Source organism: Acidimicrobiales bacterium (assembly GCA_035316325.1).
Lineage (GTDB): Bacteria > Actinomycetota > Acidimicrobiia > Acidimicrobiales > VFJN01 > DASXTK01.
Genome location: DATHJB010000078.1, coordinates 1 through 15,442 on the forward strand (window position 1 = coordinate 1; position 15,442 = coordinate 15,442).

Genomic DNA, 15,442 nt, shown 5'->3' on the forward strand with positions numbered 1-15,442 from the left:
CGCCGCAAAGCTCGTCATCTCCGAAGCCACCGTGAAGACCCACGGCGGACGCATCTTCACCAAGCTCCACGTCCGCGACCGGGTACAGGCCGTCATCTTCGCCTACGAGAACGGCATCGTCGGCCGCGACTGACCACGTCCATCGTCCCTGGCGCCGGCAACGACCGGGCCACGCAGCCGCTGCGGCCACACTCCGCGATGACCGAGCCGACCACCCCGGCGGGAACACGTTCATCAACACACCCACCGACACCAGATCCGACAACCGCCGGTCCGACTCGTTGGTGCCCTCGCGGAACGGAGTGGCATGAGCGCGGAGGCGGTGAAGTCCCATGCCCGTCGTCGCTGACTTCGTTGTCACCGTGCGGCGGGGACGTGGGATCAGGGGGCGAGCATCCATGGGCCGCAGCCCTTGGTGGTGAAGCGTTCGCCGGCGGTGAGGTCGACAACGGTGCGACGGTCGACGATGTTGTTCTCGCTCCAGCCACCGAATTCGTACAGGAAGCTGTCGTCGCGCTCCCAGTAGCACTCGGACAGCCGTTCCGGTGGCGAGGCTGCCTGGTAGCGGCCGGCGATGAGGTCGCTGCCGACGAGCCAGTCGCCATCGCTGACCGTGGTGGCCGGCGAGGCGGGCGGGGAGTACGGGACCCACGGGCCGCAGCCGTTCGACTTCACGGCATCGTCGGTGGGCAACACCTCGACGAGCGGTCGGGCGCTGATCCCATGGGTGATCGCGGTGGTGGTGCCGTCCTCGGCGATCTGCTGTCGCTCCCAGCTGCAGCGGCCTTCGGGCGACTCGGCGGTGAGGAGACCGGGCGGGACCTCCTGCTCGACCAGCCGTGTGACCCAGCCCTGGTACGGCGGACCGGTGGCGGTCGCCGGCACGGTGGTGGTCGGCGACGTCGTGGGTGCGAGCGTGGTCGGCGGGACCGTGGTCACGGGTACCGTCGGCTCTGGCGAGGCACCAGCCTCCGCCGAGCGCGTGCCTGAGCCCGGCGGATCCCGAGCCAGGAGGCGCAGGCCCACCCACAGCATGACAACCACCGCGATGCCCAGGACCGCTGCCCTCGGCCACCGTCTCGGACCAACCCCGTTCGATGGCGCCGGCGGTGGCCGAAGCCCGGACGACGCTGGCGGTGCGTGCTCACCAACCGGGACAGGGTCGGACCCGGCGCCGGGCGGGGCCCAGGGGCGCGCCGGCCCGCGCGCCTCGCCGGGCAGGTCCAGGAGCACGCCATCCAGGCCGGCCATCGTCACCACCGACCGCACCCGCCGTACGCCGTCCGCCAACTCCTCCGCCGTCAGCCGCCCCGCCGCCGCCAGGCGCTGCAGCTCCGCGACCACCTGCTCACGATCCCCGTCGCTGATGGCCACCGAGCGCAGTCTCCCATGCTCGACCTCACGCCTGGTGGCCGCGCCGCGCTCCCTCCGTGCAGTACATCAACCGTCGCAGAGGGCGAAGTCGGCGATCGTGGGGTCCGGGGCGAACCCAAGATCGCTGCCGCGTTCAACCCCGCAGCGGCGGTGATGGCCCGGGCCGTGACGGCCAGGCCATCTGGCGCCGCACAGGGGCACAGATCCGGCGAGTGCGAGCTGGATGTTCGGGCTGTTGGCGATCCCGGTGGGACTTGATCGCCTGACGTGATAAGCGGGCGCGCTCGAACACCAGGTCGAAGTCCTTGCGCCAGGTGGTCCCCTGATCTTCCGACGCTTCCGCGAGGCCGACCATGCGGTCACCCTCGACGCGCCCGACGAGCCGTTGGTGGAAGTCCGGGTCGGCCCGGGACATCGTCCAGGCGCCGCCGTCGAGCGTCAGCTGGAAGATCCGGAGGACCCCTCGCTCGTCGTTGTAGAGCACGACGAACTCGTCCCGTGCGTCGTTGCGCCCGAAGACGAAGTCCCACGTCGGCTCGCCGTCGAACTCCGCCTGCGGACGAACGAACGAGTCTCCCAGCCACTTGCACGTGGCAGTTCCGGTCGAGACCGTGCTCGGGTCGTCCAACCACCACTGGTTCGTGACCTCGAGCGTCCAGCCACCGACGAAGATCTCGGCCACCCGCTCGAGCTCGGCGTTCCGCAGCATGCCCTCTCCTCGGTCCTCGGTCTCCAGCACCACCACGTCCCCATCGTCAGTCGGACACTCGCGCGAGGATCAGGGTGTGCCCGCTGTTCGTCCCGGAAGAAGGTCCGTCGCGGTCTGGCGCGGCTCGACGTGATCGGGTCGTGATGCCATGACGAACGTCTCCTCACAGGTGCGATTGCCCGACCCCACCGTGCCGGGCTCGTTGCTGATCCGCTTCCGCCGCACGGCCCTGCTGGTGCAAGTCGTCGGTGCCACCCTGCTGGTGGCGGGCGTCGCCGGTGCCACGTATGCGCTGCCCACAGGGCGCCTCGACGACTACCACTACGTCGAGTTCCTCGAACCGGTGACCGTGGCCTCGGCGGTGGCAACGGCATCCGGCGCCATGCTGTTGGTGGCCGGGATCTCCCGCACGACCCAGGTGCGGCACAGCCGCGGCGTCGCCTTCGCCGTCGACCCGGTCGGGGTCTACCTCGGCGCAGAACGCCATGGAGGGAGACCGGCGTTCGTGCCGTGGTCCGACGTGCGCGCGCTCGTGCTGTGCGAGTCGACCAAAGGACGGCAGGACCGGACGATCCGGCGCAGTGTCGGCGTCCTGCTCCACCCCGGTCATCCGCACGGGATGCGGGCCTTCTTCGACCGTCTGAGCCGGGTGGACCTGCGCACGCTCCCCCGCCGGCACCGGGACGAGGCGCGGGCGGCGCTCACCCGGGTGCGCGCCCTCGATCGGGACCCGGACGAGCTGGTGACGTTCGCCCTGCCCGTGCACGGCTGGTCGGTGCCCTGGGCGGAGCTGCCCCCGGTCATCGGCCGGCTGCGGCCGGACATCCCGGTCGTGCGTTCCGACGAGTACCCCCACTGGTGGACCGGCTGGCGCAACCGGCTCGAGCAGTACGGGCGCTGAACCCCGCGAGGGTATCCGTCGGCCGGGCACCGGCACGGGGCTCGCGGTGTCGGGTCAGCGGGGGGAGGCGCCCACGGCGCGCCCCGGGAGAGCGTCGGGCACGAGCTCTCCGTCGCGCACCACGAAGGTCCCGCCGACGGTCACGTGGGCGATGCCGGACGACGGACGCGTGGACGCTTCGTACGTCGCCTGGTCGGTCACGCCCACCTCGTCGAACACGACGAGATCGGCGTCCGCTCCGGCCTGCACGCGGCCCTTGCGGCGCATCGCGGGGACCGAGCCCTCGAGCACCAGCGCAGGGAGCAGGGTGGCGCGACGAACGGCCTCCATGAGCGGCGCCCCCTCCTGCCGCCACAGCCGCAGGGCCCGCCCGAACGTGCCGGCAGTGCGCGGGTGGGTGACCGCTTCCGGCGGCAAGGGCCAGGCGGTGACGTCCAGGCGCGATGTGTCGCTCCACAGCGGCGGCATCCCGTCGCTCGCGACGATCGCGTCGGGAAACTCGAGGGACCGCCGCAGCAGCGCGGCGTCGCTCGGTTCCGTCTCGTCGAGGAACTCGACGATGACGAGACCGCCGGGGTCGGTCGCCCGCAGCTCACGGAGCCGGGCCGCGTCGGCGATGCGCTCGCCGGTGCGGAGGTACGTGATCGCGGTCGTGTCCCGGAAGCGCTCGTGCAACCGCTCCGGAGCGAGGAACGCCGCGCCGATCGCCGTCGATCCCGACCCGTACGGGTACGCCTCGGTCGTGACGTGGGCGCCTTCCGCCTGGCAACGGCCGACCAGCGCCAGCACCCGATCGACGTGGCGCCCCGACGTCGAGTTGATGTGGCAGTAGTGCATGTGCGCGCCGGTCGTGCCTGCCGCCCGGACGATCTCCTCCGCGCCGTCGATCCAGGTGTCCGGAGCCAACTCGACGATGTCACGCGAGTGCGTGAACGTCGGCACCCCGGCGGCGGCCGCCAGCTCCGCGAGGGCGAGGTACTCGGCCGGATCGACCCCTGGCGCGTAGCCGACGAGCACGCCGACCCCGACGGCACCCGCGGCGAGGTCGGTCGAGACCTGATCGAGGATCCGCGCCACCTGTGCTGCGGTCGCCGCCTGCTGCCAATCGGTGCCGGCCAACCCGCCGAAGACCGCCGCCGCACCCCCGTCGAGCGGTCCGTCGGCCATCACGTGCATGCGCGCGGCCGCCCATGACGCCGAGAAGCCGTAGTTGATCGGGGAACCCCGCTTCGCCTCTCTCGCATACGCGATCTCCACCGGCGAGCGACCGGCTTCGAGGTCGAGCGCAGTCGTGACCCCGTCACACGCCTGGAGCCGCCGTCCCGGCAGCGTCTGCGCGTGGCTGTGGAGGTCGACGAAACCGGGGGCGACGACGAGCCCGCGGACATCGACGGTCGTCGTGCCGTCGAGGCGGTCACCGACCGCCGTGACCGAGTCGCCGTCGATGCCCACATCGCAGATCCGGTCGAAGCCCGTCTCCGGATCGACGACCCGGCCACCGGCGAGGACCAACTCGTACGACACGGACCAACCTCCTCCGACCGCACCCCGCGGCGTGGGCCGTGAGCCTACGACGCATCCTCGGAGCGGGGCACCGCGTGAGCTGAGGTGGACTAGTCGAGTAGCCCGAAGGCTTCGCCGGCGAGGGCCACGAGGTCCGTTATCGAATCCTCGGACAGGACGACATCGGGATTCGACACCATCGCCTCGACGACGAAGGTCTCCCCGTCGCGGTTCGTCGCGAGCCAGCCGAGTGTGAGCACGCCAGGCTCCGAGCCACCCTTGTACCAGACGGTCGGCCATTCGGACGGGTCCAATCCGATCCCGCCTACTTCACGGGAGAGAACGGCCGACAAGGTGGGCGACAACGCGGGCTCCGTCGACAGCACCTGCAAGCCGGCAAAGGTGCGACAGATGTCGTCGGGGGAGGCGAACCACTCGATCTCGTGGACGTAGCGGGGCTCCACCGAGAAACCCGAGGCGATCTCACCGATCGGAAGTGGGTCGACCGACGAAGCGAGGAACGCATCTCGTCGGTCTCGCGGCGTGGCCAGATAACGATCCGCCAGACCGGCGGAGTAGTGCAACAGGAACATCTCCTTCGTCGTGAGGAAGGGCTCGTTCGCGGCTGCGTTCGCCGTCCACTGACGAACCTGTCCCTCGATGTCCTCCCGGCCCACCAACGCGATGAGCATGTCCGTTGCCGTGTTGTCACTGATCGAGATCATCTTCGTCGCGGCCTCTTCGACCGACACCGGGGTGCCCGAAGCGGCGAACTGGAGCGACCCGGACTCCTGAGAGTTGCCGAGGCTCCGAAAGGCATCTTCGACCGTCAAGGTCTGGTCCCACGAGACCTGCCCATCCGCCACTTGTTCGGCGAGCGCGCCCAGGACGAACAACTTGAACTGCGACGCAGTCGGCCGGGCCGTGGACGGAGCGACCTCGTGGACCGGACGGCAAGTCCCGTCGGGTGACACGCTCGCAGCGAGAAGGCCCACATCCGGTCCCAACCCGGAGAGGGCACGGTCGACCCTCGCCCACGCCGGCGACGTCGTCGTCTCGGACGACGAGGGCGGCTCTGCCTCGGAGGACGAAGAATCCGAACCCGTGCAGGCCCCCAGTGTCAGACCGACGCCGACGACCAGGGCGAACGCCACATGAGGTAGGGGTTTCGACCGCGGGCCCACCGACCTCGTCGACCGTCGTCTCGCCGCCGTCGAACCTTCGGCAGGCGGCTCGATCATCGTCATCCCCTCCTCGGTCGAGGGCACCTTCGGTCGCGCCGGCAGCTCGAACCGGCGCGAGCTCGACCCCCATCGGCAGGAAAGCTACGCCTCCGGACCCTGACGGGAGGAGCCGTCAGAGGACGTGGGTCACGAGCAGGACCGCCACGGTGGCGCCGGCGGCCAGTCGGTACCAGCCGAAGACGGCGAAGCTGTGGGTGTCGAGGTAGCCGACCATCCAGCGCATGCCCACGACGGCGGCGACGAACGCGACGACCAGGCCGGCCAGCGGGACGCCCAGGCTGTACGCGGCGAGGATCTCGGGACCTGACGTCGTCAGCTCGTGCAGCGTCGCCCCGCCGAGGATCACGAAGCCGACGAGGAAGCTGAACTCGACCGCCGCGGGCAGGGTGAGGCCCGCCGCGGTGGCGGCCAGGATGGTGACCAGGCTGCGGCTCACTCCGGGCCACAACGCCAGGGTCTGGGCGAGCCCGATCACCCCGGCGGTCCGCCAGCCGAGAGTGCTGAGCGTGATGCCCGATCCCTGCGGGCGTTCCGGACGGCGACCGGTGGTGGCGAGGATGGCGACGCCTCCCGCGCACCAGGCGGCGACGACGGGCCAGGGCCCGAACAGCCGCTCCTTGATCGTGTCCTCGAGCAGGAGCCCGACGACCGCGGCGGGCAGGCACGCCACGAGGACCGCGCCGAGCGTGCGCCGCCCGACGGGGTCGTGGCCGCACAGGCCGCGCAGCATCGTGGCGAAGCGTTCGTGGTAGAGGCCGAGCACGGCCAGGATGGCGCCGGCCTGGATCACGACGATGTAGCTGTCGGCCGCCTCGCCGCGGATGCCGAGCAGGTCCTGGGTGACGGTCAGGTGGCCGGTGGAGCTGATCGGCAACCACTCCGTGACCCCTTCGACCAGGCCGAGGAGCACCGCTTCGCCGTAGCCGAGGTGCCCGGCTCCCCCGCCACCGGAACGGGACACGAGCCAGGCCACCAGGACCGCGAGCACCAACGCGACCAGCACCGCTCCGGCCAGACGCCCGGTGGCGGTATGCGGTGGTGTCGCTGGTGGTGTCGCTGGTGGTCGGTCAGGGACCGGTTCGGCCACCGGGTCGTCCGTGTCGCCGGGAGGGACGACCGCCGGCGGATGCCCGGTGACGCCGTGTGGGAGCGGCATCAGGCGGTCGTGTAGGTGTCGAGTGCGCCGTCGTCGATGGAGAGCATCTCGAACGGTCCGCCGCCGTCGCCCATGCCGGGCGAGCCCGCGGGCATGCCGGGCAGGGTGATGCCGTGGGCCGGGCGCGGTTCGTCACGGGCGCTGTCGGTCGAGCCGTTCCCCAGGAGGAGGACGGCGACGGCGACCAGGACGCCGCCCACGAGCAGTCCGGCGAGACAGATCCAGGCGTAGCGGGGCAGCCGTGCGCGGCGCGCGTCCTGCGATTGCTGCCAGAACTCGTCGTCGCGTGGTTCGGACATGTCGTGGTCTCCTCGATCGAAGGGGGTGAGACACCGCGGCCCCGACTCGGGGGGGGGTGAGCCGTGGCCGCGGGCCGTGGCGGTCAGGATCTGGTGGGCGGTGCGGTCATGGCGCCGCGACTTGGACGTCGGAGCCGTTCACGGGGGTGGGTGTGTTGTCCCTGCTTCCTGCGGAGAGGTCGTAGCGGTCACGGACGCCGCTGCCCGCACAGCTGCCTCCGTCTGTGCCGGAGCTCTCGCCGAGCGTGGGGTCGAGCAGCGGGTTCGCGCCCGAGAACACGCCCCAGGGACTTTCGCATCCGGGCACGACCCAGGCGTGGCTCATCCAGTTGTTGGCGCCGCCGGCCTTGGCGCCGCCACGGGCGGCGCAGTCCTCGGCCGTGGTGGTCGAGTCGCCGACGACGAGGGTGCCGGCGACGCAGAGTCCCTCGTGGACGTGGTAGCGGTCGTTGTCGCCGACGAAGCCCTGGGTGGGCTCCACGGGTGCTCCCATCACGATGTAGTACGAGAGGCCGACGATGCTGGCGTCGTCGCCGGTGCCGTCGTAGAGGAGCATCTCGGGCTCGTCGATCGCGAACTCGTCGTCGAGGTACGAGAAGTTCATGTAGTGCGCCGCGATGCCGGGCACGTAGCCGGTGACCTGCGTGTAGCCCGCGGCCTCCGCCTCGACCGGTGTCGGGTGGTCCAACGCGACAGTGCGGGCCTGCTCGACCTCGTCGGTGAGGTCCGCGCACGTCTGCTGGCTGGTCACGGCGCTCCACGCCTGCGGTCCCGCGTGGGTGGTCGTCGTCGAGAGCCGCTGCAGCCACGCCTCGTAGGCGTCGTCGGAGACGTCGGCCAGGGCGGACACGAGCCGAGCCTCTGCGGCCTCGCCGCTGCTCGTCGACAGAGCCATCAGACGGTCGACTTCGACCGAGCCGCGACCGGCGTTGAGCGACGGGATGGGCGTCGTCGGCACCGCCGGGGCAGCCGGGGCAGCCGGGGCCGCGGCGGCCGGTGCTGCGGCGGGGCCGTGGTGGCTCCCCCCGGCTGCAGGGGTTGCCGCGCCCGACGTGCTGGCGTCCGTCACGGCGCCGCCGGTGACGGTGTCCCACCCGGCGGTGGTGGCCTCCTGCCAGTAGGCCGCCGGGTTGAGGCCGAGATCGCAGCGCTGACTGGCTGCGGTGAGTTGGGCCGACGGTGCCGCGGGGTCGTTGGCGTGGTGGTTCGCCGCCTCCGGGGAGGTGAGCACCACGCTGGTCGCCACGACGACCACCACGGGCACGACCGCGCCGGCCAGCAGGGCCCTCTCCCCCAGCGACTGCCACAGCGCGGGCCGCAGCAGCACGACCGCGGCCAGGACCACGGCGGCGACCTCGAACGCGGTGGTCATCTGGTCGAGGGTGGCGGCCGGCTCCTTCTCACCGGGGTCGGCGCCGAAGGGCAGCCCGGCGGTGCGGCTCACCACCCAGGTCACCGCGGCGGCCAGGTTGACCACGACGGTGGCCTGCAACACGGCCCGGCGCGGCCACGCCAGCAGGGCCACGGCCAGGGCGACCTGTGCCCACCCGCCGACCAGGAACAGGATGCCGTCGAGGGTCGATTCCTGGCTGTGGCCGGGCACCATCGCGAGGTGCACCGCGCCGGCGGCGGCGCATAGGGCCGCCAACGCCAGCCGGGCCACCAACGGCGCGGCTTCGTCGTCCCGCACGTCGGCGCGGGTTGCTTCTTCCGTACTACTCATGACATCCCCCTGTCGGTGCCGCCCCGAGAAGCAGCATCTGTTGTCGTATCCCCTGCGGAACCATCAGTCGGCGCCGGCGTCGGTCGGGTGGCGCCTCGAGCGGACGACGAACACCCCCGCCGCCACGACGGCCAGCAGAGCGACCACTCCGGCGACGATCACGCCGGCACCGAGGCCGCCGTCGTCGCCAGCCTGCGCGGCGGTCTCCTGGACGTCGACGGGTTCCTCGGCAGGGTCGGTCGTCGCGGGCTGCTCGGTCGTCGTGGTGGCCGGCGCCGTCGTCGTGGTGGCCGGGGCGGCGACGTCGACCGGGACCTCGATCGTGCCGGACGGGTTGATCGCCGTGACCCGGACCGTCCAGGCTCCCGGCCGGGCGAGATCCACCGTCGCCTCGAAACGTCCGTCGTCATCCACGGGAGTCATCGCGACCGGCGTCAGCGCGACCGCATCGGGACCGACCGGTGTCGCCGTGATCGTGGTCTCCCGGGCCGCGGGGTGACCGTCGTTCTCCCAGACGAGGCGCACCACCATCCGGTGGCTCGTGCCGGAAGGGGTGTCGGTCTCGAACGTCAGGATGCCGGGACCCTCATGGGCCGACGCGGGTGGCGCGGCAGCGACCGCGACACCAAGGGTGGCGAGCACTGCAACGAGAAGTCGGACAGGGTTGGTCATCGCAATGGCACCTCGAGGGTGAAGGTTGCTGGCAGCCCCGCCTCGACCGCGGTGACCTGGAGGACCCAGGTGCCGGGCGAGCTGAGCGAGGCGTCCAGAAGGGACACATGTGACGGCGTGAACGGAGTGACGGTGAGCCTCCGGGCCGGGATGTCGCCCACCGCCGCGGTGACCTCGACCGCGTCGACCGGGAACGGCTCCGTCCCGCTCTCGTCGTAGAAGTAGAGGTGGATGTCGTTCACACCCACCTCGGCGGGATCGACCACCGCCTGGACCGTCGCCTCGGCATCGGCCGCGGCGGCAGTCAGCGTGATCGGACCGGTCACCTGGTCACGGGCCGGGGGCTGGTTCACCAGGACGGCCGTCACCACCAGCACCGCCGCCGCCACGCCCACCTCGCCGCGCACCGACCACAGCAACGACGTCAACTTCTGCTCGATCCGCGGCAGGAGCACCTCGCGGTTCACGAACCCCAGCGCGACGAGCACGGCGAAGCCCGCGACCTTGACCAGGAGCAGCTGCCCGTAACCCGTCGAGCCGAGCGCCTCCCAGGAATCCACCTGCACCAGGCTCGAGATCCCGCCCGACACCGCCACCACCCCGACCGCGACCAACGCCGCGTTGGAGAAACGACGCACCAGACCCGACCGATCGGTCGCCGCCCGCACGGTCGCAGCGAGCCCGACGAGTCCTCCCAGCCAGACCCCGACCGCGACCAGATGGATGACGTCGACGGGCACCGACAGCACCCGGTTCGAGGCCGTCCACGCGTGACCCGACAACGAGGCGCACACCAGCGACCCGACGCCCGCCCCCACCGCCAGCAGCGGGAACCGTGACAGCATCGGCACGGCCACCAGCACCGCCGCCGCCAGCAACGCCCCGATCCTGACGACGCTCAGCTCCCCTGTGCGGGTGTCGAGCGCCAGATCCGGTGTGATGCCGATCGCGTCGATCAACGAGCGACCCGACGCGTCGGCGGACTGCGCCACCAGCGACGCCGCCACCCCCACCGCCGCGACGAGCGCCCCGGCCAACATCAGCGGCCGCAGTCGCCGGCGAACCTTTGCATCGACCGGTGCGTAGACCGCGAGAGCGCCGGCGCCCACCACCATGAACGCTCCCGCGAAGCCTGCCCAGCGTCCGACGCCGCCCACGAGGTCGACGAGCGAGCTCGACTCGTCGTCGAGCTCCGCGGCGCCGGTCCGGACCCCGACGTGGAACACGAACGAGCTGGTCAGGTTGTGGCTGTCCTCGCTCACGACCCGCCACGCCACCGTGTAGGTGCCCTCCCGGTCGCCGTCGATCGGCACGACCAGAACCGCGCCGTCCTCGGTCACCTCGACCTCGCCGCGATCCGCCCGGTCGCCGGCCGGGTCGATGACCTCGATGCCGCCCTCGACCACCTCGACCGGTTCGTCGAAGCGCAGCTCCACCTGCTCGGGGACGGCGTCGATCACCTCGTCGTCGGCCGGCGTCGTGCCGATCAGGGTCGCGTGCGCCTCGGCGCGGGCCGCCAGCGGCCCGAACAGGAACGCGGCCACCAGACCGCAGGCAACGACCGACGGCCGCAGCCCGAAGCTGCGCGGCCGTCGAGTCGGACGCTCGTCCATCCCTCGATTCCTCTCGCTCGTCGACGCAGCCGGGCGACCCCCGGCGGCACATCACACGACGAACGAGAGAGGTGGCCCCCGACGCGACAGCGACCACACCACGACCTGAGGAGCGACCACGCCACACGAACGCAGGACCCGGACGGAGACCCGCCTCCGCAGCGACCCGGCGGGCCGGCCCGCGACCAGTTCCCCGGCCCGGCGCATCCATCCGACCAGCCACACCAACGCAGCCGCCACGGCGAACTGCGCCGCGATCCCCAACACGAACGAGGCCTCGGTGAGGCTCTGCGCAGGCCCGATGCCGGCCCGGAGGTGCTCGAACAGCTCGATGAGCACGAACAGCGTGACCTGCTGCCCGGCCAGCGCCCCGAAGCGCACCGGCGGCAGCTCGGCACGGGCGCCCGACAGGAACCCGCGGGCCAGCACCGCCAAGGTGAACGGCACCGCCAACCGGAACATCACCGTCAGGTAGCCGTGCCCACCCTCGACCGACGGCGTCGACCCCACGAGCGCCACGGCGCTGTAACCGAGCGCATGCCCGGCGGCGACGCCACCAGGCAGCAGCAACAGCGACCACAACCGAAACCCCCGCATCGCGATCAGATGCTAGATGCCAACCAGCCCACGCGCCCGTTCGGGCCGAGGCACCACATCGCTTCCTGGCAGTGGGCCCACGGCACCCCACCCACCAGGGCCCCGGCCGCCCCGATGGCTGCCACCGCATCGACGATGGCGAGGAGCGGACACACCCTCGCCAGCTGAGCAGGTCACTGCAGGTCACTCCCGAGTCACGGGCGAGGGCGTTCCTTGTGACCGGCCGTGAGGAGCCTGACCATCTCCGCGATGCGTTCGGCCCGGAGCTCGGGGCGGCGCTTGGTGGCGTCGATCCAGCGCAGATAGGCACGTCGGTAGAACTGGGCGAGCGAGTCGAAGAACGTCCCGGCGTCGGGAGAGGCTTCGAGGGCGGCGACGACGTCGGGTGCCAGGTCGTCGCGCTGGGGTCCCTCCGGTAGGAGGACGACGGCGACCTCGTCACCCGCGGCGATGCCACAGTCCCGACGCCAAGCGGCGCCGAGCACGATGCCGTGGCCGTGGCCGTCGTCGAGCCGTTCCACGACGGCGCGTACACCCATGCCGTCGACCGTGCCGTGCACGCGGTGCTGGTGCTTGTGCCCCCACGCGTCGTCGGGCTCGAAGGGAAGCGGGACCAGCACCCGGCGCCTCCGATCGCTGACGACCCGAACGGTGAAGGTGCGCTCCGGGGTGGTCATCGCCCGAGTCTGACCACCCGGCGTTGCGCCCGCGCCAACGACCAGGCAAACTATTCAAGTGCCTAAGCAGGTAGTTGAGGAGCCGACGATCGACGAGCTGGCCGCCGCGGTACGGACCCTGAAGCTCCTGGCCGACGAGACCCGGCTGCGGATCATCTGGAACCTCCTCCACGGCGAGCACTCCGTGAACGAGTTGGCCGACCACCTGTCGATGCAGGCCGCCGCGGTGTCGCACCACCTGGCCCGGCTGCGGCTCGCCGGCGTGGTCACCACCCGCCGCGACGGCAACCGCATCTTCTACGCCGCCCACGACGACCACGTCGAAGCCCTCGCCCGAGAAGCGCTGCACCACGCCGAACACCTCGGCACCGTCCCCGCCCGCCACCACCGGCGTCGAGCCAGTACCGCATGACCAACCACCACCGCCACCACCACGGCCACGACTCCACGGGCGGCGGTCGCGGGGCTCACCAACACGACCACGCCGACGTCCCCACACGAGGCCTCGCCTGGGTCTGGCGCTGGCTGGTCGACCTGTTCGGTGGGCACAGCCACGACCACGGCGACAGCCGCGGCGACCTCGAGGACAGCCGGCAGGGGATGCGGGCCCTGTCGATCAGCCTCGGCGGGCTCGGCGTCACCGCCCTGATCCAAGCAGCGGTCGTCGTGGTCTCGGGCTCGGTCGCGCTGCTGGCCGACACCATCCACAACGTGTCCGACGCACTGACCGCAATCCCCCTCGGCGTCGCGTTCCTGCTCGCCCGGCGCCAACCCACCCGGCGCTACACCTACGGCTACGGGCGCGCCGAAGACCTCGCCGGCATCTTCATCGTCGCCGTCATCGCCCTGTCCGCTGTCGTCGCCGCCTGGCAGGCCGTCGAACGGCTGGTCGACCCCCGCGAGATCCACCAGGCCGGCTGGGTCGCCGTCGCCGGACTCGTCGGCTTCCTCGGCAACGAAGCCGTCGCCGGCTACCGCCTCCGCGTCGGGCGACGCATCGGCTCCGCCGCCCTCGTCGCCGACGGCCTCCACGCCCGCACCGACGGGCTCACCAGCCTCGCCGTGCTCGGCGCCGGTCTCGGATCCCTCGCCGGCTGGCCACTCGCCGACCCCCTCATCGGCCTCGCCATCAGCCTCGCCATCACCCGCGTGCTGCGCATCGCGGCACGCGACATCTACCGGCGCCTCATGGACGGCGTCGACCCCCAGATCGTCGACCACATCACCCACCAGCTCACCACGACCCCTGGCGTCCGTGGCATCGACCGCGTGCGCGTCCGGTGGATCGGCCACCGGCTCCACGTCGACGCCGACATCGTCCTCGACGCCCACCTCCCCCTCACCCGGGCCCACGACATCCTCGAAGACGCCCGACACTCCCTGCTCCACCACGTCCCCCGCCTCGCCGACGCCCTCCTCCACGCCAGCCCCACCCACGACACCGGCCCCGATCCCCACGCCCTCACCCACCACCACCTCGCGACGAACTGAGCCCCGACTCGTTGCCAGGGGTCTGGCACGGGCACCCGCGCAGGAGCCCGCCGACGAGCGGTGAGAGGCAGGCCTTCCCTGGTCGGGCGATCGGCCGCCCTGGCTCATCCGTTTCCGGGAGCCGCGATGACGCCTTGGGCCGCGAGGTCGGGGTCGACGTCAGGGCTGGTGGGAGGGTCTTGTACGTTCGCTGTGGTGGGACGTCGCCGGTGGTCGATGCAGCAGGTGCTGGCCCAGGCGCCGGACGCGGGGTCGGTGAAGGCGGCGCGGGGGCTGGCGAACCTGCGGACGTGGTCGGACCTGGGGTGCACCGAGTCCCTCGTGTTCGGTCGGTGCCAGGGCAGCGGCAAGTTGCCGTACCAGGTGACGGTCGATCTGACGGGTCCCGCGTACCGCTGTACCTGCCCCAGCCGGAAGTTCCCGTGCAAGCATGGCCTGGCACTTCTGTTGTTGTGGGTCGAGCACGGTGACGCCGTCGGCGAGGTCGCTGCGGCCGCCGACTTCGCCGGGGAGTGGGCGGGCGACCGGGCTCGTCGCTCGGCGGCACGGCCGGGTGCGGTGGTCGACCCTGAGGCCCGGGCCCGCCGCCAGGCCGAGCGCGAGGCGACGATGTCCGCCGGGATCGACGAGTTCGAGCGCTGGTTGGGCGACCTGGTCCGGCAGGGGTTGGCCGGGGCGCGGCGGCAGCCCTACGCGTTCTGGGACGAGATGGCGTCGCGGCTGGTGGACGCCCAGATGCCCGGTCTGGCCGAACGGGTCCGCGGGGTGAGCGGGCATCTCGCCGGTCGCCTCGACTGGGCCGACGTGCTGCTGGCCGAGGCCGGGCGGTGGCAGTTGGCGGTGCACGCTTGGCGGGCGAGGGACCGGCTCGGCGACGAGCTGGTGGGTGACCTGCGGGTGTTCCTCGGCTGGCATCGCCGGGGCGACGAGGTGGCGGGCTTCCCCCGCCTCGCCGACCGGTGGGTCGTGGCGGGCGTGCGTCAGGACGAGCTGGAGCGCATCGTCAGCCAGCGCACCTGGCTGTACGGCGAGACGACCGGCCGCTGGGTCCTGCTGCTGGACTTCGCCGCCGCCGGCGCCACCCTGCGGACCGCCCAGACGGTGGGCTCGGTGGTCGACGCCGCCTTGGCGTTGCACCCGGGCAGCGACCCGCCGAGGGGCGTGCTGGGCGAAGATCACCAGGTGGTGGGGTCAGGGGCGCTGCCGGCCGCGACGGGCGTGGCGGCGACCGTCGACCGGCTGTCGTCCTGGCTGGCGGCCAACCCGTGGCGGGAGCGCCTACCGGTAGCGGTCGCCGAGGTCGTGGTCGTGCCCGACCAGGATCGCTGGTGGCTCCAGGACTCCACCGGCGATCGCCTGCCGTTGAGCCGCCTGGTCGAGCCGTGGATGCTCCTCGCGCTGACCGGCGGGCGCCCGGCCACCGTGGTGGCCGAGTGGGAGGCGGGCTCGTTGCACCCCCTCGCGGTGGCACCCACCGTGGCCT

The 15,442-nt window shown here is 71.9% G+C and carries 16 protein-coding genes; 5 read left to right on the top strand and 11 right to left on the bottom strand.

Annotated features, from left to right (window positions below):
• Window positions 1-133 (top strand): LuxR C-terminal-related transcriptional regulator (locus VK611_11200; GenBank protein HMG41889.1); only part of this gene is annotated, 133 nt, incomplete at its 5' end.
• 248 nt (window positions 134-381) lie between these two features.
• Here VK611_11200 and VK611_11205 read toward each other — a convergent pair.
• Entirely contained in the window at window positions 382-939 is a 558-nt protein-coding gene (locus VK611_11205; GenBank protein HMG41890.1) for a hypothetical protein, read from the bottom strand.
• 568 nt (window positions 940-1,507) lie between these two features.
• On the bottom strand, window positions 1,508-2,119 hold the full coding sequence (locus VK611_11210) for a hypothetical protein (GenBank protein HMG41891.1): 612 nt from the start codon (window positions 2,117-2,119) through the stop codon (window positions 1,508-1,510).
• A gap of 112 nt (window positions 2,120-2,231) precedes the next feature.
• Here VK611_11210 and VK611_11215 point away from each other — a divergent pair, with 112 nt between their 5' ends.
• Window positions 2,232-2,984, top strand: a complete 753-nt coding sequence (locus VK611_11215) for a hypothetical protein (protein HMG41892.1) — start codon at window positions 2,232-2,234, stop codon at window positions 2,982-2,984.
• 54 nt (window positions 2,985-3,038) lie between these two features.
• On the opposite strand, the gene VK611_11220 is transcribed toward VK611_11215, so the two are convergent.
• The 9 genes from VK611_11220 to VK611_11260 all read right to left on the bottom strand — a co-directional run bounded on the left by VK611_11220 (window position 3,039) and on the right by VK611_11260 (window position 12,468).
• On the bottom strand, window positions 3,039-4,508 hold the full coding sequence (locus VK611_11220; protein HMG41893.1) for an amidohydrolase family protein: 1,470 nt from the start codon (window positions 4,506-4,508) through the stop codon (window positions 3,039-3,041).
• An 89-nt stretch (window positions 4,509-4,597) separates the two neighbouring features.
• Complete coding sequence (locus tag VK611_11225; protein HMG41894.1) at window positions 4,598-5,641, bottom strand: serine hydrolase; 1,044 nt, start codon at window positions 5,639-5,641, stop codon at window positions 4,598-4,600.
• A 202-nt stretch (window positions 5,642-5,843) separates the two neighbouring features.
• Entirely contained in the window at window positions 5,844-6,887 is a 1,044-nt protein-coding gene (locus tag VK611_11230) for an undecaprenyl-diphosphate phosphatase (protein ID HMG41895.1), read from the bottom strand.
• Window positions 6,887-7,186, bottom strand: a complete 300-nt coding sequence (locus tag VK611_11235) for a hypothetical protein (protein HMG41896.1) — start codon at window positions 7,184-7,186, stop codon at window positions 6,887-6,889. The genes VK611_11230 and VK611_11235 overlap by 1 nt, the downstream gene beginning before the upstream one ends.
• A gap of 106 nt (window positions 7,187-7,292) precedes the next feature.
• Window positions 7,293-8,909, bottom strand: a complete 1,617-nt coding sequence (locus tag VK611_11240; protein HMG41897.1) for a hypothetical protein — start codon at window positions 8,907-8,909, stop codon at window positions 7,293-7,295.
• A gap of 63 nt (window positions 8,910-8,972) precedes the next feature.
• The gene (locus tag VK611_11245) at window positions 8,973-9,581 is read right to left on the bottom strand and encodes a hypothetical protein (GenBank protein HMG41898.1); all 609 of its coding nucleotides are present in this window, start codon (window positions 9,579-9,581) and stop codon (window positions 8,973-8,975) included.
• Entirely contained in the window at window positions 9,578-11,194 is a 1,617-nt protein-coding gene (locus VK611_11250; GenBank protein HMG41899.1) for a copper resistance protein CopC, read from the bottom strand. The genes VK611_11245 and VK611_11250 overlap by 4 nt, the downstream gene beginning before the upstream one ends.
• Before the next feature lie 51 nt (window positions 11,195-11,245).
• Window positions 11,246-11,791: a hypothetical protein gene (locus VK611_11255; protein ID HMG41900.1), complete on the bottom strand. Its 546-nt coding sequence runs from the start codon at window positions 11,789-11,791 to the stop codon at window positions 11,246-11,248.
• Between the two features lie 194 nt (window positions 11,792-11,985).
• The gene (locus VK611_11260) at window positions 11,986-12,468 is read right to left on the bottom strand and encodes a YdeI/OmpD-associated family protein (protein ID HMG41901.1); all 483 of its coding nucleotides are present in this window, start codon (window positions 12,466-12,468) and stop codon (window positions 11,986-11,988) included.
• Between the two features lie 58 nt (window positions 12,469-12,526).
• On the opposite strand from VK611_11260, the gene VK611_11265 reads away from it, so the two are divergent.
• The 3 genes from VK611_11265 to VK611_11275 all read left to right on the top strand — a co-directional run.
• The gene (locus VK611_11265; GenBank protein HMG41902.1) at window positions 12,527-12,880 is read left to right on the top strand and encodes a metalloregulator ArsR/SmtB family transcription factor; all 354 of its coding nucleotides are present in this window, start codon (window positions 12,527-12,529) and stop codon (window positions 12,878-12,880) included.
• On the top strand, window positions 12,877-13,959 hold the full coding sequence (locus VK611_11270; protein ID HMG41903.1) for a cation diffusion facilitator family transporter: 1,083 nt from the start codon (window positions 12,877-12,879) through the stop codon (window positions 13,957-13,959). The genes VK611_11265 and VK611_11270 overlap by 4 nt, the downstream gene beginning before the upstream one ends.
• Window positions 13,960-14,154: 195 nt before the next feature.
• Window positions 14,155-15,442, top strand: a 1,288-nt coding sequence (locus VK611_11275) for an SWIM zinc finger family protein (GenBank protein HMG41904.1), incomplete at its 3' end; no start/stop codon positions are given.

Coding starts and splice junctions, on each gene's coding strand:
- VK611_11215 (HMG41892.1), top strand. CDS start 2,232: ATGACGAACGTCTCCTCACAGGTGCGATTGCCCGACCCCACCGTGCCG.
- VK611_11230 (HMG41895.1), bottom strand. CDS start 6,887: ATGCCGCTCCCACACGGCGTCACCGGGCATCCGCCGGCGGTCGTCCCT.
- VK611_11235 (HMG41896.1), bottom strand. CDS start 7,186: ATGTCCGAACCACGCGACGACGAGTTCTGGCAGCAATCGCAGGACGCG.
- VK611_11240 (HMG41897.1), bottom strand. CDS start 8,909: ATGAGTAGTACGGAAGAAGCAACCCGCGCCGACGTGCGGGACGACGAA.
- VK611_11245 (HMG41898.1), bottom strand. CDS start 9,581: ATGACCAACCCTGTCCGACTTCTCGTTGCAGTGCTCGCCACCCTTGGT.
- VK611_11250 (HMG41899.1), bottom strand. CDS start 11,194: ATGGACGAGCGTCCGACTCGACGGCCGCGCAGCTTCGGGCTGCGGCCG.
- VK611_11255 (HMG41900.1), bottom strand. CDS start 11,791: ATGCGGGGGTTTCGGTTGTGGTCGCTGTTGCTGCTGCCTGGTGGCGTC.
- VK611_11260 (HMG41901.1), bottom strand. CDS start 12,468: ATGACCACCCCGGAGCGCACCTTCACCGTTCGGGTCGTCAGCGATCGG.
- VK611_11270 (HMG41903.1), top strand. CDS start 12,877: ATGACCAACCACCACCGCCACCACCACGGCCACGACTCCACGGGCGGC.